We start from the raw sequence: 13,931 nt of genomic DNA, 5'->3' as shown, positions 1-13,931 counted from the left end.
TGGATCAGCGGAAGGCGGGTCAGAAGCAAGGGCGCCCCGGCGCTTGCCGGGGCGGAGGTCGTGGTTTCGGTCACTTGATCGCCTGTTCCCAAAGCGGGCCTTTCCTGGGGCCGTCAGGGCGCGCCCGGGGGGCGCGCCGGTTAGCTCAGAACCCGGCGCCGAAGGAGCGCGGCGCGGGGTCGATCACCACGACCTGGCTGTTGCGGATCTCCGCCACGGCAAGGCCGCGTTCGTTGGTGCCGTCGTTGCGCAGCCGGAAGATGCCGTTGACGCCGACGAAGCCCGAGGGCTGGGTGAGCGCGCCGCGGGTGAGCGCATCGGCGCGGCCCGATTTCACCAGCGCGCCGATCGCGGCGATGCCGTCATAGGCGAGCCCTGCGATCGGATGAGGAGCCTCGCCGAAGGCGGCCTCGTAGCGCGATTTGAAGCGCTGGTTCAGGCTCGGATCGGGGAGCGCGAACCAGCCGCCCTGCAGGCCCGGCAGGGCGAGCGTCGCCTGCGGGATGTCCCAGCGGGTGAGGCCGATGAACTTCGTCTGGCCCGGGTTGACGCCGTTGTCGGGCAGAAGTTGCGCGAGCATCGGCAGCGCGCCGGCGGTGTCGGCGGTCATGAAGAGCGCGTCGACATCGCCCGATTTCACGCGCTGCGCGATCGCGGGCACCGCCCCGGTCACGCCCTGCTGCGAGAACGGGTAGGAGGCGACGCCGGCCAGCTGGGCGCCCGAGCGCGAGATCGCGCCCTCGATCGCCTTCGCGCCGATCTCGCCCGCGGTGGTCTGGTCGTTGACGACGAGGATGCGCCGCTTGCCCTGCGCGGCGGCATAGCTCGCCAGCCGGTTCGCGGTGTTCGGGAAGGACGGCCCGAGCACGAAGACGTTGCCGCCCGCGATATCGGTGTTGTTCGAGAAGGAGAGGACGTTCACGCCCTTGTCGGCGACGGCGAGGCCGACGGCATTGGCCGATTCGGCGAAGACCGGGCCGAGGATGATCTTGGCGCCCTCGTCGACCGCCTTCGAAGCCATCGCGCCGGCCTGCGCCGCGGAGCCGCCGGTATTGTAGACGCGCAGGTCGATCTTCACCCCGTTGAGGTCGGAGATCGCGAGATCGGCGGCCTGGCGCAGCGATTTCGCAAGCGTCTCGTCGCCGGTATTGCCCGAGCCCGCGGGCACGAGCAGGGCCACCGGCACCGCGGCATTGGTGTCGATCTTCGGCCCGCTGCCGCCGCCCGCGCCGGCGATCGGCTCGCAGGCGGCGAGCCAGAAGACGGAGAGCACCGCGCCGAGACGCAGCAGGGGGTTGCGGGGGGTGCGCAAAGTCGCGAACATGAACAGCCTCTGGTCAGGGCGGGGGACGGGCGAACCGTAAGCGTTTCGTCTCGCGAAGTAAACTTGGCAACGGATGCGAAAGGCAGGGTTGTGGACGAGATCGGCGAAGACGGCGGAAGCGCGCCGGTCGGGGCGGGGATGTCGGGGCGGAAGCTGGCTCCCGGGCTTTATTTCGTGGCGACGCCGATCGGCGCGGCGCGCGACATCACGCTGCGCGGCCTAGATATTCTGCGCGAGGCGGATGTGCTTGCGGCGGAGGACACGCGGACGCTGCGCCACCTGATGGAGATCCACGGCGTGCCGCTCGCCGGGCGTCAGGTGGTGGCCTATCACGATCACAACGGCGAACAGGCGCGCCCGCGGATCCTGCGCGCGCTCGCCGAGGGGCTGTCGGTCGCCTATGCCTCGGAAGCGGGCACGCCGCTCGTCGCCGATCCGGGGTTTCAGCTCGGCCGCGCCGCGATCGCAGAAGGCCATCGCACCTTTGCCGCGCCGGGCGCCTCGGCGGTGCTCGCCGCGCTCACCGTCTCGGGCCTGCCGACCGATCGGTTTCTCTTCGCCGGCTTCCCGCCGCATGGCGGCAGCGCAAGGCGGAAATGGCTCGCCGAATTCGCCGCGGTGCCGGCGACGCTCGTGTTCTACGAATCGCCCAAGCGTCTTGGGGAAATGTTAACCGATCTGGTGCAAGACTTCGGAACGGATCGGGAGGCGGTCGTCTGCCGCGAGCTGACGAAACGCTTCGAAGAGGTGCGACGCGGACCCCTTGGCGAACTTGCGGCGGAATTTTCCGGCAAGACGGTGAAGGGTGAGATCGTCGTTCTCGTCGACCGGCCCCGGGGACGGCAGTTCGGCCCTGAGGATGTGGAAGCGGCCCTGCGCGAACGTCTCGCGCAGATGAGTGTGAAGGATGCGGCGGCGGAAGTGGCCGAGGCGCTGGGTCTGCCCCGGCGCGAGGTTTACCAACGGGCCCTGGCGATGGAGCGGGACGAATGAGCGGAGCGACTTCCTACCATGCCGGCCTGGCCGCGGAGCGTCAGGTCGCCGTGCATTACCAGAACGCCGGGCGCCGGATCGCCGCGCATCGCTGGCGGGGCCGTTACGGCGGCGAGATCGACCTCATCGCGCGGGAGGGCGACAAGGTCATCTTCATCGAGGTGAAACGCGCGGAGACCCATGCCTGGGCGGTCGAGCGTCTGAGTGAAAGGCAGATGCGCCGGATCTGCATCTCGGCAGAGGAATTCGTCGCGATGACGCCCGATTGCGCCAATCTCGACATGCGATTCGACGTCGCGCTCGTCGACGGGCAAGGCCGCATCGAGATCCTGGAAAACGCCTATCTGTTCGACTGAGCAGGGGGCGTTGCGCGCCGGAGCGATTGCATCGCGCGCGGCGGCGGGGCATCAAGGTCGCAACGAAAGGGGGGCGCCATGTCCTTGAAAGTTGCGATCCAGATGGACCCGATCGGGCCGATCAACATCGATGCAGACAGCACCTTCCGCATCGCGCTCGAGGCGCAGGCGCGGGGGCATTCGCTGTTCTACTACACGCCCGACAAGCTGATCTATCGCGAGGGCGGTGTCTTCGCCCGCGGCTGGCCGCTCACGCTGCGCCGCGAACAGGGCAACCACTACACGCTCGGCGAGGAGGCCGAGGTCGATCTCGGCGGTTTCGACGTCGTCTGGCTGCGGCAGGATCCGCCCTTCGACATGGGCTATATCACCACGACCCATATTCTCGACCGGATCCATCCGAAGACGCTTGTCGTCAACGACCCGTTCTGGGTGCGCAACTCGCCTGAGAAGCTCCTGGTCCTCGACTTCCCCGACCTCACCCCGCCGACGCTGATCGCGCGCGACCTCGCCACGATCCGCGACTTCAAGGCGCGCCACGGCGATGTCATCCTCAAGCCGCTCTACGGCAACGGCGGCGCCGGGGTCTTCCGGCTCGATCCGAACGACCGCAACCTCGCCTCGCTGCACGAACTTTTCACCGGCATCAATCGCGAGCCGCTGATCGTGCAGAAATACGTCCCCGCCGTGGTCAAGGGCGACAAGCGCATCATCCTCGTCAATGGCGAGCCGGTCGGCGCGATCAACCGCGTCCCCGCCGCGGGGGAAACCCGCTCGAACATGCATGTCGGCGGGCGGCCGGAAAAGACGGAGCTCACCGAACGCGAGCGCGAGATCTGCGCGCGAATCGGGCCGGTCCTGCGCGAGAAGGGGCAGATCTTCGTCGGCATCGACGTGATCGGCGACTGGCTGACCGAGATCAACGTCACCTCCCCCACCGGGATCCAGGAGCTCGAGCGCTTCGACGGCACCAATACCGCGGCGCTGATCTGGGAGGTGATCGAGGCGAAACGGGCGGCGGCATGAGCCTGCGGCTGAGCCTTCTCGACATGGCGCTGCGGCTGACCGTGAAGCGCTGGGCGGAGCGGGCGGCCGATCCCGTTCAGGCGCGGCGCGACATGGAGCGTTCGGCCGGCTGGACGCTGCGCCGCGCGCCCGGGACGATCACGCGCTGGGGGCATCTGGGCGCGCGCCCGACGCTCTCGATCCGCACCGCTGCGGGGAGCGGGCCGGGCCGCGTGCTCTATTTCCACGGCGGCGCGCATGTTTCGGGTTCGCCGCTCACCCATCTGTCGATGCTCAGCTGGCTCGCCCGGCTCTCGCGCACCGAGATCCTCGCCGTGGATCAGCGCCTCGCGCCCGAGCACCCCTATCCGGCGGCGCTCGAGGATGCTGAGGCGGCCTGGGACGATCTGATCGCCTCGGGTCTGCGCCCCGAGCAGATCGTGCTGGCAGGCGACAGCGCGGGGGGCGGGCTTGCGCTTGCGCTGCTCTCGCGGCTTTGCGTGCGCGGCACGCCGCCGGCGGGGCTCGTCGGTTTCGCGCCCTGGACCGATCTGACCGGCGCCTCGCCCTCGATGCGCGACAATGCCGAAAGCGACGCGATGCTCGTCGCCCATCGCCTGCCCGAGGTCGCCGCGCTTTACCTTGGCGACACGCCGGCGACCGATCCGGGCGCCTCGCCGCTCTTCGCGACCTTCCCGGGTTGCCCGCCGGTGCTGCTGCAATGTTCCGAGATCGAGATCCTGCGCGACGACAGCCTGCGCATGGCGGAGCGGCTGCAAGGCTTCGGCGCCGAGGTCACGCTGCAATGTTGGGAGGCGACACCGCATGTCTGGCATCTCTTCGTCGGCTGGGTGCCCGAGGCGCGCGCGGCGTTGCTGAACGCCGCCGAGGCGACCCGCGCGATGCTCAGCGCGTCGCGAAAGTGAGCCGGTAGCTCACCGCCTCGGCGAGATGCGGGCGGCGCACCTCGGCCGAGCCCTCGAGATCGGCGATCGTGCGCGCCGTGCGCAGCACCCGGTGATAGCCGCGCGCGGTGAGGCCGAACTTCTCCGCCACCTTGCCCAGCAACTCGCGCCCCTCCGCATCGGGGGCCGCGATTTCCTCGAGCACGGCGCCCTCGGCCTCGGCATTCACGCGCAGCTCGGGATGGCCGGCGAAGCGCTGCGTCTGGATCGCGCGCGCCGCAGCGACGCGGGCGGCGACGGTGGCCGAGCTTTCGCCCGCGGCGGGCAGGTCGAGCTCGCGCCAGTCGACGGCGGGCACCTCGATGCGCAGGTCGAACCGGTCCATCAGCGGGCCGGAGATCCGGCCGAGATAGTCCTCGCCACAGGCCGGCACCCGGGCGCAGGCGCGCGCCGGATCGCCCAGATGGCCGCAGCGGCAGGGATTCGCGGCGGCCACGAGCAGGAAGCGGCAAGGGTAGCGCACATGGGCATTGGCGCGGGCGACGACGACCTCGCCGGTCTCGATCGGCTGGCGCAGGGTTTCGAGCACGGCGCGCGGATATTCGGGGAATTCGTCCATGAAAAGCACGCCGTTATGCGCGAGGCTCACCTCGCCCGGGCGCGCGCCGCGGCCGCCGCCGATCATCGCCGCCATCGAGGCGGTGTGATGGGGCGCGCGGAACGGGCGCTGTCGCGAGATGCCGCCCTCGCTCAGCAGGCCGGAAATCGAGTGGATCATCGAGGTCTCGAGCGCCTCGGCGGGGCTCAGATCGGGCAGGATCCCGGGCAGCCGCGCGGCGAGCATCGACTTGCCGGCGCCGGGCGGGCCGACCATCATCAGGTGATGCCGCCCCGCCGCCGCGATCTCGAGCGCGCGTTTCGCGCGTTCCTGCCCCTTCACGTCGCGCAGGTCGCGATGCGCCGCGGGGGCGGTCACCTCGCCCGGGCGCGCGGGGGCGAGCGGTGCCTGCAGCGTCAGATGGCGCAGCGCCTCGGTCAGCGTTGCGGGGGCGTAGACGGGCGTCGCGGCGACCCAGGCCGCCTCCGCCCCGCAGGCCTTCGGGCACATCAGCGCCTTGCCCTCCTCGGCCGCCGCCATCGCCGCGGGCAGCGCGCCGGTGACCGGCACGATCCGCCCGTCGAGCGAGAGCTCGCCGATCGAGACCAGCTCCTCGACATCCTCGGGCGGCACCACCTCGATCGCCGCCATCAGCGCGAGCGCGATCGGCAGGTCGAAATGCGAGCCCTCCTTCGGCAGGTCGGCGGGCGAGAGGTTCACCGTGATCCGCCGCATCGGCAGCGCGATCGAAAGCGCGGAAAGTGCCGCGCGCACCCGCTCGCGCGCCTCGCTCACCGCCTTGTCGGGCAGGCCGACGATCGAGAAGGCGGGCATCCCGGGCGCGAGGGCGCATTGCACCTCGACCCTGCGCGCCTCGACCCCCTCGAAGGCCACCGTGAATGTGCGTGCGACCATGATCCGCTCCAGAATGGTTAACGGCTAAACGGCATCTCTTGACGAATGGTTAACAAATCTTGCGCGCAGGGGCGATTTTCGCATCCGGGAAAGGGGGTGCGGCGGCCAAAATTAATGGTGTATTGCGAATAGAACTTTTTCGTGAGGAACCAATTCGCGCGCGAGACATTGAACCCGGGATGCGGCATACTGCCTGGGCAGAGCACGCCGACAGTGGGGTTGGAGAGCCCCGGGAGACTGGCCATGGCACTCGATGGGATGACCGACGAAACGCTTCCGCGGCAGGCGATGCGCGCGGAATACCTCGACGCCGAGACGGAGGCCGAGCTGGCGCGCGCATGGCGTGACCGGCGCGACCAGCAGGCGTTGCATCGTCTCGTGACCGCCTACATGCGGCTTGCGATCTCGATGGCTTCGAAATTCCGCCGCTACGGCGCGCCGATGAGCGACCTCATCCAGGAGGCCTCGCTCGGCCTGATGAAGGCGGCCGACAAGTTCGACCCCGACCGCGGCGTGCGGTTCTCGACCTATGCGGTGTGGTGGATCAAGGCCTCGATCCAGGAATTCGTGATGCGCAACTGGTCGATGGTGCGCACCGGCTCGACCTCCTCGCAGAAGGCGCTGTTCTTCAACCTCAAGCGGGTGCAGGCGCAGATCGAGCGCGAGGCGGATGCCGAGGGCGTGGCGCTCGACGGCGCGCAGATGCGCCAGCGCGTGGCCGAGGTGATCGGTGTGCCGCTCGCCGATGTCGAAATGATGGAGGGGCGGCTTTCGGGCTCGGACTTCTCGCTCAACGCGATGCAGTCGGGCGACGAGGACGGCCGCGAATGGGTCGAGACGCTGGAAGATGACGGCGCCACCCCGGAAGAGGCGACGACCGATTCGCATGACGGCGCGCTGATGCGCGGCTGGATCAGCGAGGCGATGGGGCGGCTGAGCGACCGGGAGCGCTATATCGTCACGGAGCGGCGCCTGATCGAGGAGCCGCGCACGCTGGAATCGCTGGGCGCGGAGCTGGGGCTGTCGAAGGAACGCATCCGTCAGCTCGAGGCGCAGGCCTTCGGCAAGATGCGCAAGAGCCTTGAAACCCATGGGGCGGAGGTTGCAAGTTTCTTCGCATGAAGACACTTGCCCTTTGCCTTGCCGTTCTCGCCGCGCCCGCGCTGGGTGCGGAGATTTCCGCCGCCGATCTGACCGCCCGCCTCACCGCCGATCCGCCCGCGATCGCGGTGCTGGGCGAGGTGCATGACAACCCGATCCACCATGAGAACCAGGCCGCCGCGGTGGCGGCGCTGAAGCCGCGCGCGCTGGTGTTCGAGATGCTCGAGCCGGGGCAGGCGGCACGGATCACGCCGGGGCTGATCGCCGATCCCGCGAAGCTCGCCGAGGTGCTCGGCTGGGAGGCCTCGGGCTGGCCCGATTTCGCCATGTACGCGCCGATCTTCGCCGCGGCGCCCGAGGCGCGCTATTACGGCGCGGCGCTGCCGCGGGCCGAGGTGCGGCGCGCCTTCAAGGAGCCCCTGGCGCAGGTCTTCGGCCCCGAGGCCGCGCGCTATGGCCTCGATCAGCCCTATCCCGGGCCGCTGGAAAAACAACTCGAAGCTGAGACCCAGGCCGATCACTGCGGCGCGCTGCCCGAAGACATCCTGCCCGGCATGGTCGCGGCGCAGCGGCTGCGCGACGGGGCTTTCGCGCGCACGACGCTGCAAGCGCTGGCCGAGACCGGCGGGCCGGTCGCGCTCATCACCGGCTCGGGCCATGCCCGCGCCGATCGCGCCGTGCCCGCGCTGATCCGTCAGGCCGATCCGGGGGTGAAGCTCCTCGCCCTTGGTCAGCTCGAGGCCCCGGCCGAGGGCGATCAGCCCTTCGATCTCTGGATCGTGACGCCCGCGGCGGAGCGCGAAGACCCCTGTCTCGCCTTCCGCAAACCCTGAGCCGCGCTTGCGCCGCCGGGCGCCGCGCCCTACACCTTGGCCAAAGGCGGAGGAAGCGATGCTTGCGGGCAAACGGATATTGCTGATCATCGGCGGCGGCATCGCGGCCTATAAGGCGGCGGAGCTGATCCGGCTGATCCGCGGGCAGGGCGGCGCGGTGACGCCGGTGATGACGGGGGCGGCGGCGGAATTCGTCACGCCGCTGACGGTCTCGTCGCTCGCCGGCGAGGCGGTGCATCGCGACCTCTTCGATCTGACCCACGAGGCCGAGATCGGCCATATCCAGCTTAGCCGTGCGGCCGATCTGGTGGTGGTGGCGCCGGCGACGGCGGATCTGATGGCGAAGATGGCGGCGGGGCTGGCCAATGACCTCGCCTCGACGCTGCTGCTGGCGACCGACAAGCGGGTGCTGATCGCGCCGGCGATGAATGTGCGGATGTGGCATCACCCGGCGACGCAGCGCAATCTCGCGCAGCTTGGCGCCGATGGCGTGCTTTGCGTCGGCCCGAATGCGGGCGACATGGCCTGCGGCGAGCATGGGCTGGGCCGGATGGCGGAGCCCGCCGAGATCCTCGCCGCGATCACCGCGGCGCTTGCCGACGGCCCGCTCAAGGGGCGCCATGTCCTCGTCACCTCCGGCCCGACGCATGAGCCGATCGACCCGGTGCGCTATATCGCGAACCGCTCGTCGGGCGCGCAGGGCACGGCGCTCGCCGCCGCGCTGCGCGATCTGGGGGCGCGCGTGACCTTCGTGACCGGCCCGGCGACGGTGCCGCCGCCCGCCGGGGTGACGGTGGTCAGGGTCGAGACCGCGCGGGAGATGCTGGCCGCGGTCGAGGCCGCGCTGCCCGCCGAGGCCGCCGTCTTTGCCGCTGCGGTGGCCGACTGGCGCGTCGCCAATGCCGCGGGGCAGAAGATGAAGAAGGACGGCTCGGGCCGGGCGCCCGCGCTCGAATTCGCGGAAAACCCCGACATCCTCGCGACGGTGTCGAAGAGGAGCGCGGGGCGGCCGCGCCTCGTCGTCGGCTTCGCCGCCGAGACGCATGAGGTCGAACGCCACGCCACCGAGAAACGCGCGCGCAAGGGCTGCGACTGGATCGTGGCGAATGACGTGAGCCCGGGGACCGGGATCATGGGCGGTACCGAGAACGCGGTGACGATCATCGACGCGGGGGGTGCCGAGCATTGGGAGCGGATGGGCAAGGATGCGGTCGCGCGCCGGCTTGCTGCGCGCATTGCTGCGGCGCTGGGCGCGGATTGACGGGGCGGACGCTCCGCGGGGGATATTTTTCACTTTGGAAACGGCTTCCAAAGTGGCGAAATATCCCCGCCGGAGGCATCCCCGGCCGGGACCGGGGGCAACGAAAGGACGAAGATGAAACCGATCGTGAAGGTGGTCCGCGAGGATTGGGCCGATCCGGAGGTGGCGCTGCCCGCCTATGAGACGCCGGGTGCCGCGGGCGCCGATCTGCGCGCCAATCTGCGCCCCGAGGAGCGCAGCCTCGGCTTCACGCTGCGCCCGATGCAGCGCGCGATCATCCCGACCGGGCTGCGCGTCGAGATCCCCGAGGGGTTCGAGATGCAGATCCGCCCGCGCTCGGGCCTCGCCTTTCGCCACGGCATCTCGATGCCGAACACGCCCGGCACGATCGACAGCGACTATCGCGGCCCGCTTGGCGTGCTGATGGTCAATATCGGCGCGCATGACTACACGATCGCGCATGGCGAGCGGATCGCGCAGGCGGTGGTCGCGCCGGTGGTGCAGGTGGTCTACGAGATCACCGAAGAGCCGCTGAGCGGCACCGCGCGCGGCGAGAACGGCTTCGGCTCGACCGGCAAGGCATGACCGGGCTGGTCCTGCTTGCGGCGCTCTTGGCGCTTGGCCTGGCGCTTCGGGCGCCGGGGCGGATCGTGCTGAGCATGCTGGGGCTGCTCTGGGCGGGGATCGTGCTCGTCCATCTGCTTTTGCCCGAGGGCAATCCTCTGCGCGCGACATTGGGCGGCAGTCTCACCGGCTGGCTCGCGCTGGGTGTCGTTGCGGTGCTGGTGCTGGCCTATCGGGCGATGCTGCGCGCGCTGCGGGCGCGGGCGATCACGCCGCCGGCGCGCGCCGAGGGCACCTTTTCCGAGGCCGAACTCGACCGCTACGCGCGCCACATTCTGCTGCGCGAAGTGGGCGGGCCCGGGCAGCGCAAGCTCAAGGCGGCGAAGGTGCTGGTGGTGGGGGCAGGGGGGCTTGGCTCGCCGGTGCTGCTTTACCTTGCCGCGGCGGGCGTGGGCACGATCGGCATTGTCGACGACGACGCGGTGTCGTCGTCGAACCTGCAACGGCAGGTGCTGCACCGCGACGCCGACATCGGCAAGCCGAAGGTGTTTTCGGCCGAGGCGGCGCTGACCGCGCTCAACCCTTTCATCGAGATCCGCCCCTACAATCGCCGTCTGACCGAGGAAAACGCCGCGGGTCTGATCGCCGATTATGATCTGGTGATTGACGGCTGCGACAATTTCGAGACGCGGCATCTGGTGAACCGGGCCTGCGTCGAGGCGGGCAAGCCGCTGCTTTCCGGTGCGATCACGCAATGGGAGGGGCAGCTGAGCCTCTACGATCCCGCGCGCGGCGCGCCCTGCCTTGCCTGTGTCTTTCCGGTGATCCCGGCGGCGGGGCTCGCGCCCAGCTGCGCCGAGGCGGGGGTGATGGGCGCGCTGCCCGGCATCGTCGGCGCGATGATGGCCGCCGAGGCGATCAAGGAAATCACCGGCGCCGGCGCCACGCTGCGCGGGCGGCTGGTGATCCACGATGCGCTCTGGGGCGAGAGCCGGCAGATTGCGGTGAAGCGCGATCCGGCCTGCAAGATCTGCGGTGCGATCCACTGACGGCGGCGGAAGCCTCCGGCGGGAGTATTTTGCCAAGGAAATGCAGCTTTTTCTTGGTTCAAATACTCATCCGAAGATTTGACCGGGCACGCCGCCGGGCCCCTTTCCCTTGCGGCGCTCAAGGCCTAGCTTGAGCGCAAAGGAGATCTTTCGATGACCAATCCGCTGCTCGCGCCCTGGGAGGGCGCCTTTGCCCTGCCGCCTTTCGCCGCGATCCGCGACGAGGATTTCGGCCCCGCTTTCGAGGTGGCGCTGACCGAGGCGCGCGCGCATATCGCCGCGATCGCCGCCAATCCGGAGGCGCCGACATTCGCCAATGTGATCGAGGCGATGGAGCAGGCCGAGGGCGCGCTCGACCGGGTTTCGGGGGTGTTTTACAATCTTTCCAGCGCCGACAGCACGCCCGCGCGTGAGGCGTTGATGCGCGATCTGGCGCCGAAGATGGCGGCTTTCGCCTCGGAAGTGACGATGAACCGGCCGCTTTTCGAGCGCGTCGCGGCGCTTTGGGAGGGGCGTGCGGGGCTGGGGCTGACGCCCGAACAGGCGCGGGTGCTCGAGCTTTACTACAAGATGTTCATCCGGCTTGGCGCCGCGCTCGAGGGCGAGGCCGCGACGCGGATGAGCGCGATCAAGGAGCGGCTTGCCGTGCTTTCGACCGCGTTTTCGCAAAACCTGCTCGCCGATGAGCGTGACTGGTTCCGCCCGCTTTCCGAGGAAGACCTCGAAGGCCTGCCCGATTTCGTCGTGGCCGCCGCGCGCGAGGCGGGCAAGGAACGCGGCGCCGCGGGGCCGGTGCTCACGCTCAGCCGCTCGCTGATCGTGCCGTTTTTGCAATTCTCGCCGCGCCGCGACCTGCGCGAGATCGCTTATGAGGCCTGGACCGCGCGCGGCGCGAATGGCGGCGAAACCGACAACCGGGCGAATGCCGCCGAGATCCTCGCGCTGCGCGAGGAGCGCGCGAAGCTTCTCGGCTATGCGAGTTTCGCCGATTACAAGCTCGAGCCCGAGATGGCGAAGACACCGGCGCATGTGCGCGATCTGCTCATGCGGGTCTGGGCGCCGGCGAAGGCGCGGGCCGAGGCGGATGCGGAAAAGCTGACCGAGATGATGCATGCCGAGGGCGGCAATGGCGTGCTCGAACCCTGGGACTGGCGCTATTACAGCGAGAAGCGCCGCGTCGCCGAGCATGATTTCGACGAGGGGCAGCTGAAACCCTATCTCTCGCTCGAGGCGATGCTGGGCGCGATGTTCGACACTGCGCATCGGCTCTTCCACCTCGACTTCCGCCCGCTCGAGGGGCCGTTCTACCACCCCGACGTGCGCGGCTGGGAAGTCACCCGCGGCGGCAGGCATGTCGCTGTTTTCCTCGGCGATTATTTCGCGCGCGGCTCGAAACGCTCGGGCGCCTGGTGTTCGGCGATGCGGAGCCAGAAAAAACTCGGCGGCGAGGTGCGGCCGATCGTCGTCAACGTCTGCAATTTCGCGAAGGGTGATCCGGCGCTGCTCTCCTATGACGACGCGCGCACGCTGTTCCACGAATTCGGCCATGCGCTGCACCAGATGCTTTCGGACGTGACCTATCAGTTCGTTTCCGGCACCTCGGTCGCGCGCGATTTCGTCGAGCTGCCGAGCCAGCTTTACGAACACTGGATGGAAGTGCCCGAGGTGCTGGAAAAGCACGCCAGGCACTGGAAGACCGGGGCGCCGATGCCGAAGGATCTCCTCGACAAGCTGCTTGCGGCATCGACCTATGATCAGGGCTTTGCCACGGTCGAATATGTCGCCTCGGCGATGGTCGATCTGGCCTTCCATGAGGGCGCCGCGCCCGCCGATCCGATGGCGAAACAGGCCGAGGTGCTGGCGGAAATGGGCCTGCCGCATGCGATCCGGATGCGCCACGCGACGCCGCATTTCAGCCATGTCTTCTCGGGCGACGGCTATTCCTCGGGCTATTACAGCTACATGTGGTCGGAGGTGATGGATGCCGACGCCTTCGCCGCCTTCGAGGAGGCCGGCAGCCCCTTCGATCCGGCGACGGCGGAACGGCTGGAAAAGTTCATCCTGTCGAAGGGCGGCTCGCGCCCGGCCGATGAGGAGTGGCTCGACTTCCGCGGCAAGATGCCGGGCGTCGAGGCGCTGCTGAAGGGGCGGGGGCTGCTCGAGGAGGCGTAAGCCTCAGGCCTCGGGCGGGGTGTCGCGTTTCGGCATGGCCGAAAAAGCGACGCCCGCCGCGGCGAGCATCATCAGGAACGGGTGGTCGCGCACGAGGCGCGGCAGGGTGGTGAGCGCCACCTCCGCAAGCGCCGCCTGCATCGCGGCGGCGCGCGCGGCCTCGGCTTCCGCGCGGGCGCGCGCGCCGATCAGCGCGGCGACGCCCCAGGTGATCAGCGCGGCGAGGAGCGAAAGCCCCGCGATCACGAGCCAGGCCTGCGCCGGGCCGATCAGGGGGGAAAGCGTGTACCAGAGCGCCCCGATCAGCGCGACATAGCCGGTCGCCGCGAAAGTGCCGATGATCACGCCGCTCACCGCGACGCGCCGCGCGCTTGCGACCGGCGCGCCCGCGCCGATCAGCCCCGTTGCGATCTCTTTCAGCATGGCTCCCCCGCCCGTTCCGGCCCGGCCCTGGGCCTCAGCGTTTCGCGAGCAGCGCCGCGGCGAAGCCGATCCCGGCGGCGATGCCGAGCGCGGCAAGCGGATGCGCCCGCACCCGATCCTCTACCACGCCCTCGGCGCCGAGGAAACGATCGCGCGCGAGCGCTCCGGCAGCGCCCGAGCGCGTCGCGATTTCCGCGCCGAGGGCCCTTGCCCGGGCGGCGAGCTCGGCCTTCAGGGTTTCGGCCTGGTCACTCGCCTCGGCGGCGGCCTGCACACCGGTGCCCGCAACGGATTTGCTCAGCTTGCCAAGATCGGCGGTGAGCTGGGCGAGCTGCGCCTCGATCTCGGTGATCTCCGCGGGCAGCTTGCCATTCGACTTGAGGGGGTTCGCGGTAGCCATGGGACTCTCCTGTTTTGGTTCGTCTTCGGCAT

Annotated in this window: 14 protein-coding genes; 10 read left to right on the top strand and 4 right to left on the bottom strand. The window is 69.5% G+C overall.

Features of this window, described 5'->3' with window-relative positions; genetic code table 11:
* Positions 1–145: 145 nt before the first annotated feature.
* Positions 146–1,324, bottom strand: coding sequence for a penicillin-binding protein activator (locus AB7U46_RS14730; protein WP_428337737.1), 1,179 nt, complete (start codon positions 1,322–1,324; stop codon positions 146–148).
* 138 nt (positions 1,325–1,462) lie between these two features.
* On the opposite strand from AB7U46_RS14730, the gene rsmI reads away from it, so the two are divergent.
* The 4 genes from rsmI (at position 1,463) to AB7U46_RS14710 (ending at position 4,604) form a co-directional block, all read left to right on the top strand.
* Complete coding sequence (gene rsmI / locus AB7U46_RS14725) at positions 1,463–2,317, top strand: 16S rRNA (cytidine(1402)-2'-O)-methyltransferase (protein WP_428337738.1); 855 nt, start codon at positions 1,463–1,465, stop codon at positions 2,315–2,317.
* Entirely contained in the window at positions 2,314–2,673 is a 360-nt protein-coding gene (locus tag AB7U46_RS14720; RefSeq protein ID WP_428337736.1) for a YraN family protein, read from the top strand. The genes rsmI and AB7U46_RS14720 overlap by 4 nt, the downstream gene beginning before the upstream one ends.
* Before the next feature lie 78 nt (positions 2,674–2,751).
* The gene (gshB, locus tag AB7U46_RS14715; protein ID WP_428337735.1) at positions 2,752–3,699 is read left to right on the top strand and encodes a glutathione synthase; all 948 of its coding nucleotides are present in this window, start codon (positions 2,752–2,754) and stop codon (positions 3,697–3,699) included.
* Positions 3,696–4,604, top strand: a complete 909-nt coding sequence (locus AB7U46_RS14710; protein WP_428337734.1) for an alpha/beta hydrolase — start codon at positions 3,696–3,698, stop codon at positions 4,602–4,604. The genes gshB and AB7U46_RS14710 overlap by 4 nt, the downstream gene beginning before the upstream one ends.
* Here the strand turns inward: AB7U46_RS14710 and AB7U46_RS14705 are convergent.
* Entirely contained in the window at positions 4,585–6,096 is a 1,512-nt protein-coding gene (locus AB7U46_RS14705; RefSeq protein ID WP_428337733.1) for a YifB family Mg chelatase-like AAA ATPase, read from the bottom strand. The genes AB7U46_RS14710 and AB7U46_RS14705 overlap by 20 nt on opposite strands.
* 243 nt (positions 6,097–6,339) lie before the next feature.
* Between AB7U46_RS14705 and AB7U46_RS14700 the strand changes: the two genes are divergently transcribed.
* From AB7U46_RS14700 to AB7U46_RS14675, 6 genes are all read left to right on the top strand, one after another.
* Positions 6,340–7,218: an RNA polymerase factor sigma-32 gene (locus AB7U46_RS14700; RefSeq protein ID WP_428337732.1), complete on the top strand. Its 879-nt coding sequence runs from the start codon at positions 6,340–6,342 to the stop codon at positions 7,216–7,218.
* Positions 7,215–8,030 (top strand): ChaN family lipoprotein, encoded by an 816-nt coding sequence (locus AB7U46_RS14695; RefSeq protein WP_428337731.1) that lies wholly within the window; start codon positions 7,215–7,217, stop codon positions 8,028–8,030. Before AB7U46_RS14700 ends, AB7U46_RS14695 begins: the two co-directional genes overlap by 4 nt.
* 58 nt (positions 8,031–8,088) lie before the next feature.
* The gene (gene coaBC / locus AB7U46_RS14690) at positions 8,089–9,291 is read left to right on the top strand and encodes a bifunctional phosphopantothenoylcysteine decarboxylase/phosphopantothenate--cysteine ligase CoaBC (protein ID WP_428337730.1); all 1,203 of its coding nucleotides are present in this window, start codon (positions 8,089–8,091) and stop codon (positions 9,289–9,291) included.
* Positions 9,292–9,405: 114 nt separating this feature from the next.
* Positions 9,406–9,876 (top strand): dUTP diphosphatase, encoded by a 471-nt coding sequence (gene dut / locus AB7U46_RS14685; protein ID WP_428337729.1) that lies wholly within the window; start codon positions 9,406–9,408, stop codon positions 9,874–9,876.
* Entirely contained in the window at positions 9,873–10,904 is a 1,032-nt protein-coding gene (locus AB7U46_RS14680; RefSeq protein WP_428337728.1) for a HesA/MoeB/ThiF family protein, read from the top strand. Before dut ends, AB7U46_RS14680 begins: the two co-directional genes overlap by 4 nt.
* A 153-nt stretch (positions 10,905–11,057) precedes the next feature.
* Entirely contained in the window at positions 11,058–13,076 is a 2,019-nt protein-coding gene (locus AB7U46_RS14675; RefSeq protein ID WP_428337727.1) for a M3 family metallopeptidase, read from the top strand.
* Positions 13,077–13,079: 3 nt separating this feature from the next.
* On the opposite strand, the gene AB7U46_RS14670 is transcribed toward AB7U46_RS14675, so the two are convergent.
* Both AB7U46_RS14670 and AB7U46_RS14665 read right to left on the bottom strand, forming a co-directional pair.
* Entirely contained in the window at positions 13,080–13,499 is a 420-nt protein-coding gene (locus AB7U46_RS14670; protein WP_428337726.1) for a hypothetical protein, read from the bottom strand.
* Between the two features lie 34 nt (positions 13,500–13,533).
* Positions 13,534–13,899 carry a glycine zipper domain-containing protein gene (locus tag AB7U46_RS14665; RefSeq protein WP_428337725.1) on the bottom strand — a complete coding sequence of 122 codons (366 nt, stop codon included), beginning with the start codon at positions 13,897–13,899 and terminating at the stop codon, positions 13,534–13,536.
* Positions 13,900–13,931 lie beyond the last annotated feature (32 nt).

It is taken from the genome of Paenirhodobacter sp. (assembly GCF_050177655.1).
Lineage (GTDB): Bacteria > Pseudomonadota > Alphaproteobacteria > Rhodobacterales > Rhodobacteraceae > Rhodobacter.
The sequence above is the reverse complement of the archived record's forward strand: the minus strand, read 5'-3'. Positions and strand labels throughout refer to the sequence as shown.

Excerpts from the sequence above, each read along its gene's own strand:
- AB7U46_RS14695 (WP_428337731.1), top strand. The coding sequence starts at position 7,215 with ATGAAGACACTTGCCCTTTGCCTTGCCGTTCTCGCCGCGCCCGCGCTG.
- gshB (WP_428337735.1), top strand. The coding sequence starts at position 2,752 with ATGTCCTTGAAAGTTGCGATCCAGATGGACCCGATCGGGCCGATCAAC.
- coaBC (WP_428337730.1), top strand. The coding sequence starts at position 8,089 with ATGCTTGCGGGCAAACGGATATTGCTGATCATCGGCGGCGGCATCGCG.
- AB7U46_RS14665 (WP_428337725.1), bottom strand. The coding sequence starts at position 13,899 with ATGGCTACCGCGAACCCCCTCAAGTCGAATGGCAAGCTGCCCGCGGAG.
- AB7U46_RS14675 (WP_428337727.1), top strand. The coding sequence starts at position 11,058 with ATGACCAATCCGCTGCTCGCGCCCTGGGAGGGCGCCTTTGCCCTGCCG.
- AB7U46_RS14680 (WP_428337728.1), top strand. The coding sequence starts at position 9,873 with ATGACCGGGCTGGTCCTGCTTGCGGCGCTCTTGGCGCTTGGCCTGGCG.
- AB7U46_RS14710 (WP_428337734.1), top strand. The coding sequence starts at position 3,696 with ATGAGCCTGCGGCTGAGCCTTCTCGACATGGCGCTGCGGCTGACCGTG.
- AB7U46_RS14720 (WP_428337736.1), top strand. The coding sequence starts at position 2,314 with ATGAGCGGAGCGACTTCCTACCATGCCGGCCTGGCCGCGGAGCGTCAG.
- AB7U46_RS14730 (WP_428337737.1), bottom strand. The coding sequence starts at position 1,324 with ATGTTCGCGACTTTGCGCACCCCCCGCAACCCCCTGCTGCGTCTCGGC.
- rsmI (WP_428337738.1), top strand. The coding sequence starts at position 1,463 with ATGTCGGGGCGGAAGCTGGCTCCCGGGCTTTATTTCGTGGCGACGCCG.
- dut (WP_428337729.1), top strand. The coding sequence starts at position 9,406 with ATGAAACCGATCGTGAAGGTGGTCCGCGAGGATTGGGCCGATCCGGAG.
- AB7U46_RS14705 (WP_428337733.1), bottom strand. The coding sequence starts at position 6,096 with ATGGTCGCACGCACATTCACGGTGGCCTTCGAGGGGGTCGAGGCGCGC.
- AB7U46_RS14670 (WP_428337726.1), bottom strand. The coding sequence starts at position 13,499 with ATGCTGAAAGAGATCGCAACGGGGCTGATCGGCGCGGGCGCGCCGGTC.
- AB7U46_RS14700 (WP_428337732.1), top strand. The coding sequence starts at position 6,340 with ATGGCACTCGATGGGATGACCGACGAAACGCTTCCGCGGCAGGCGATG.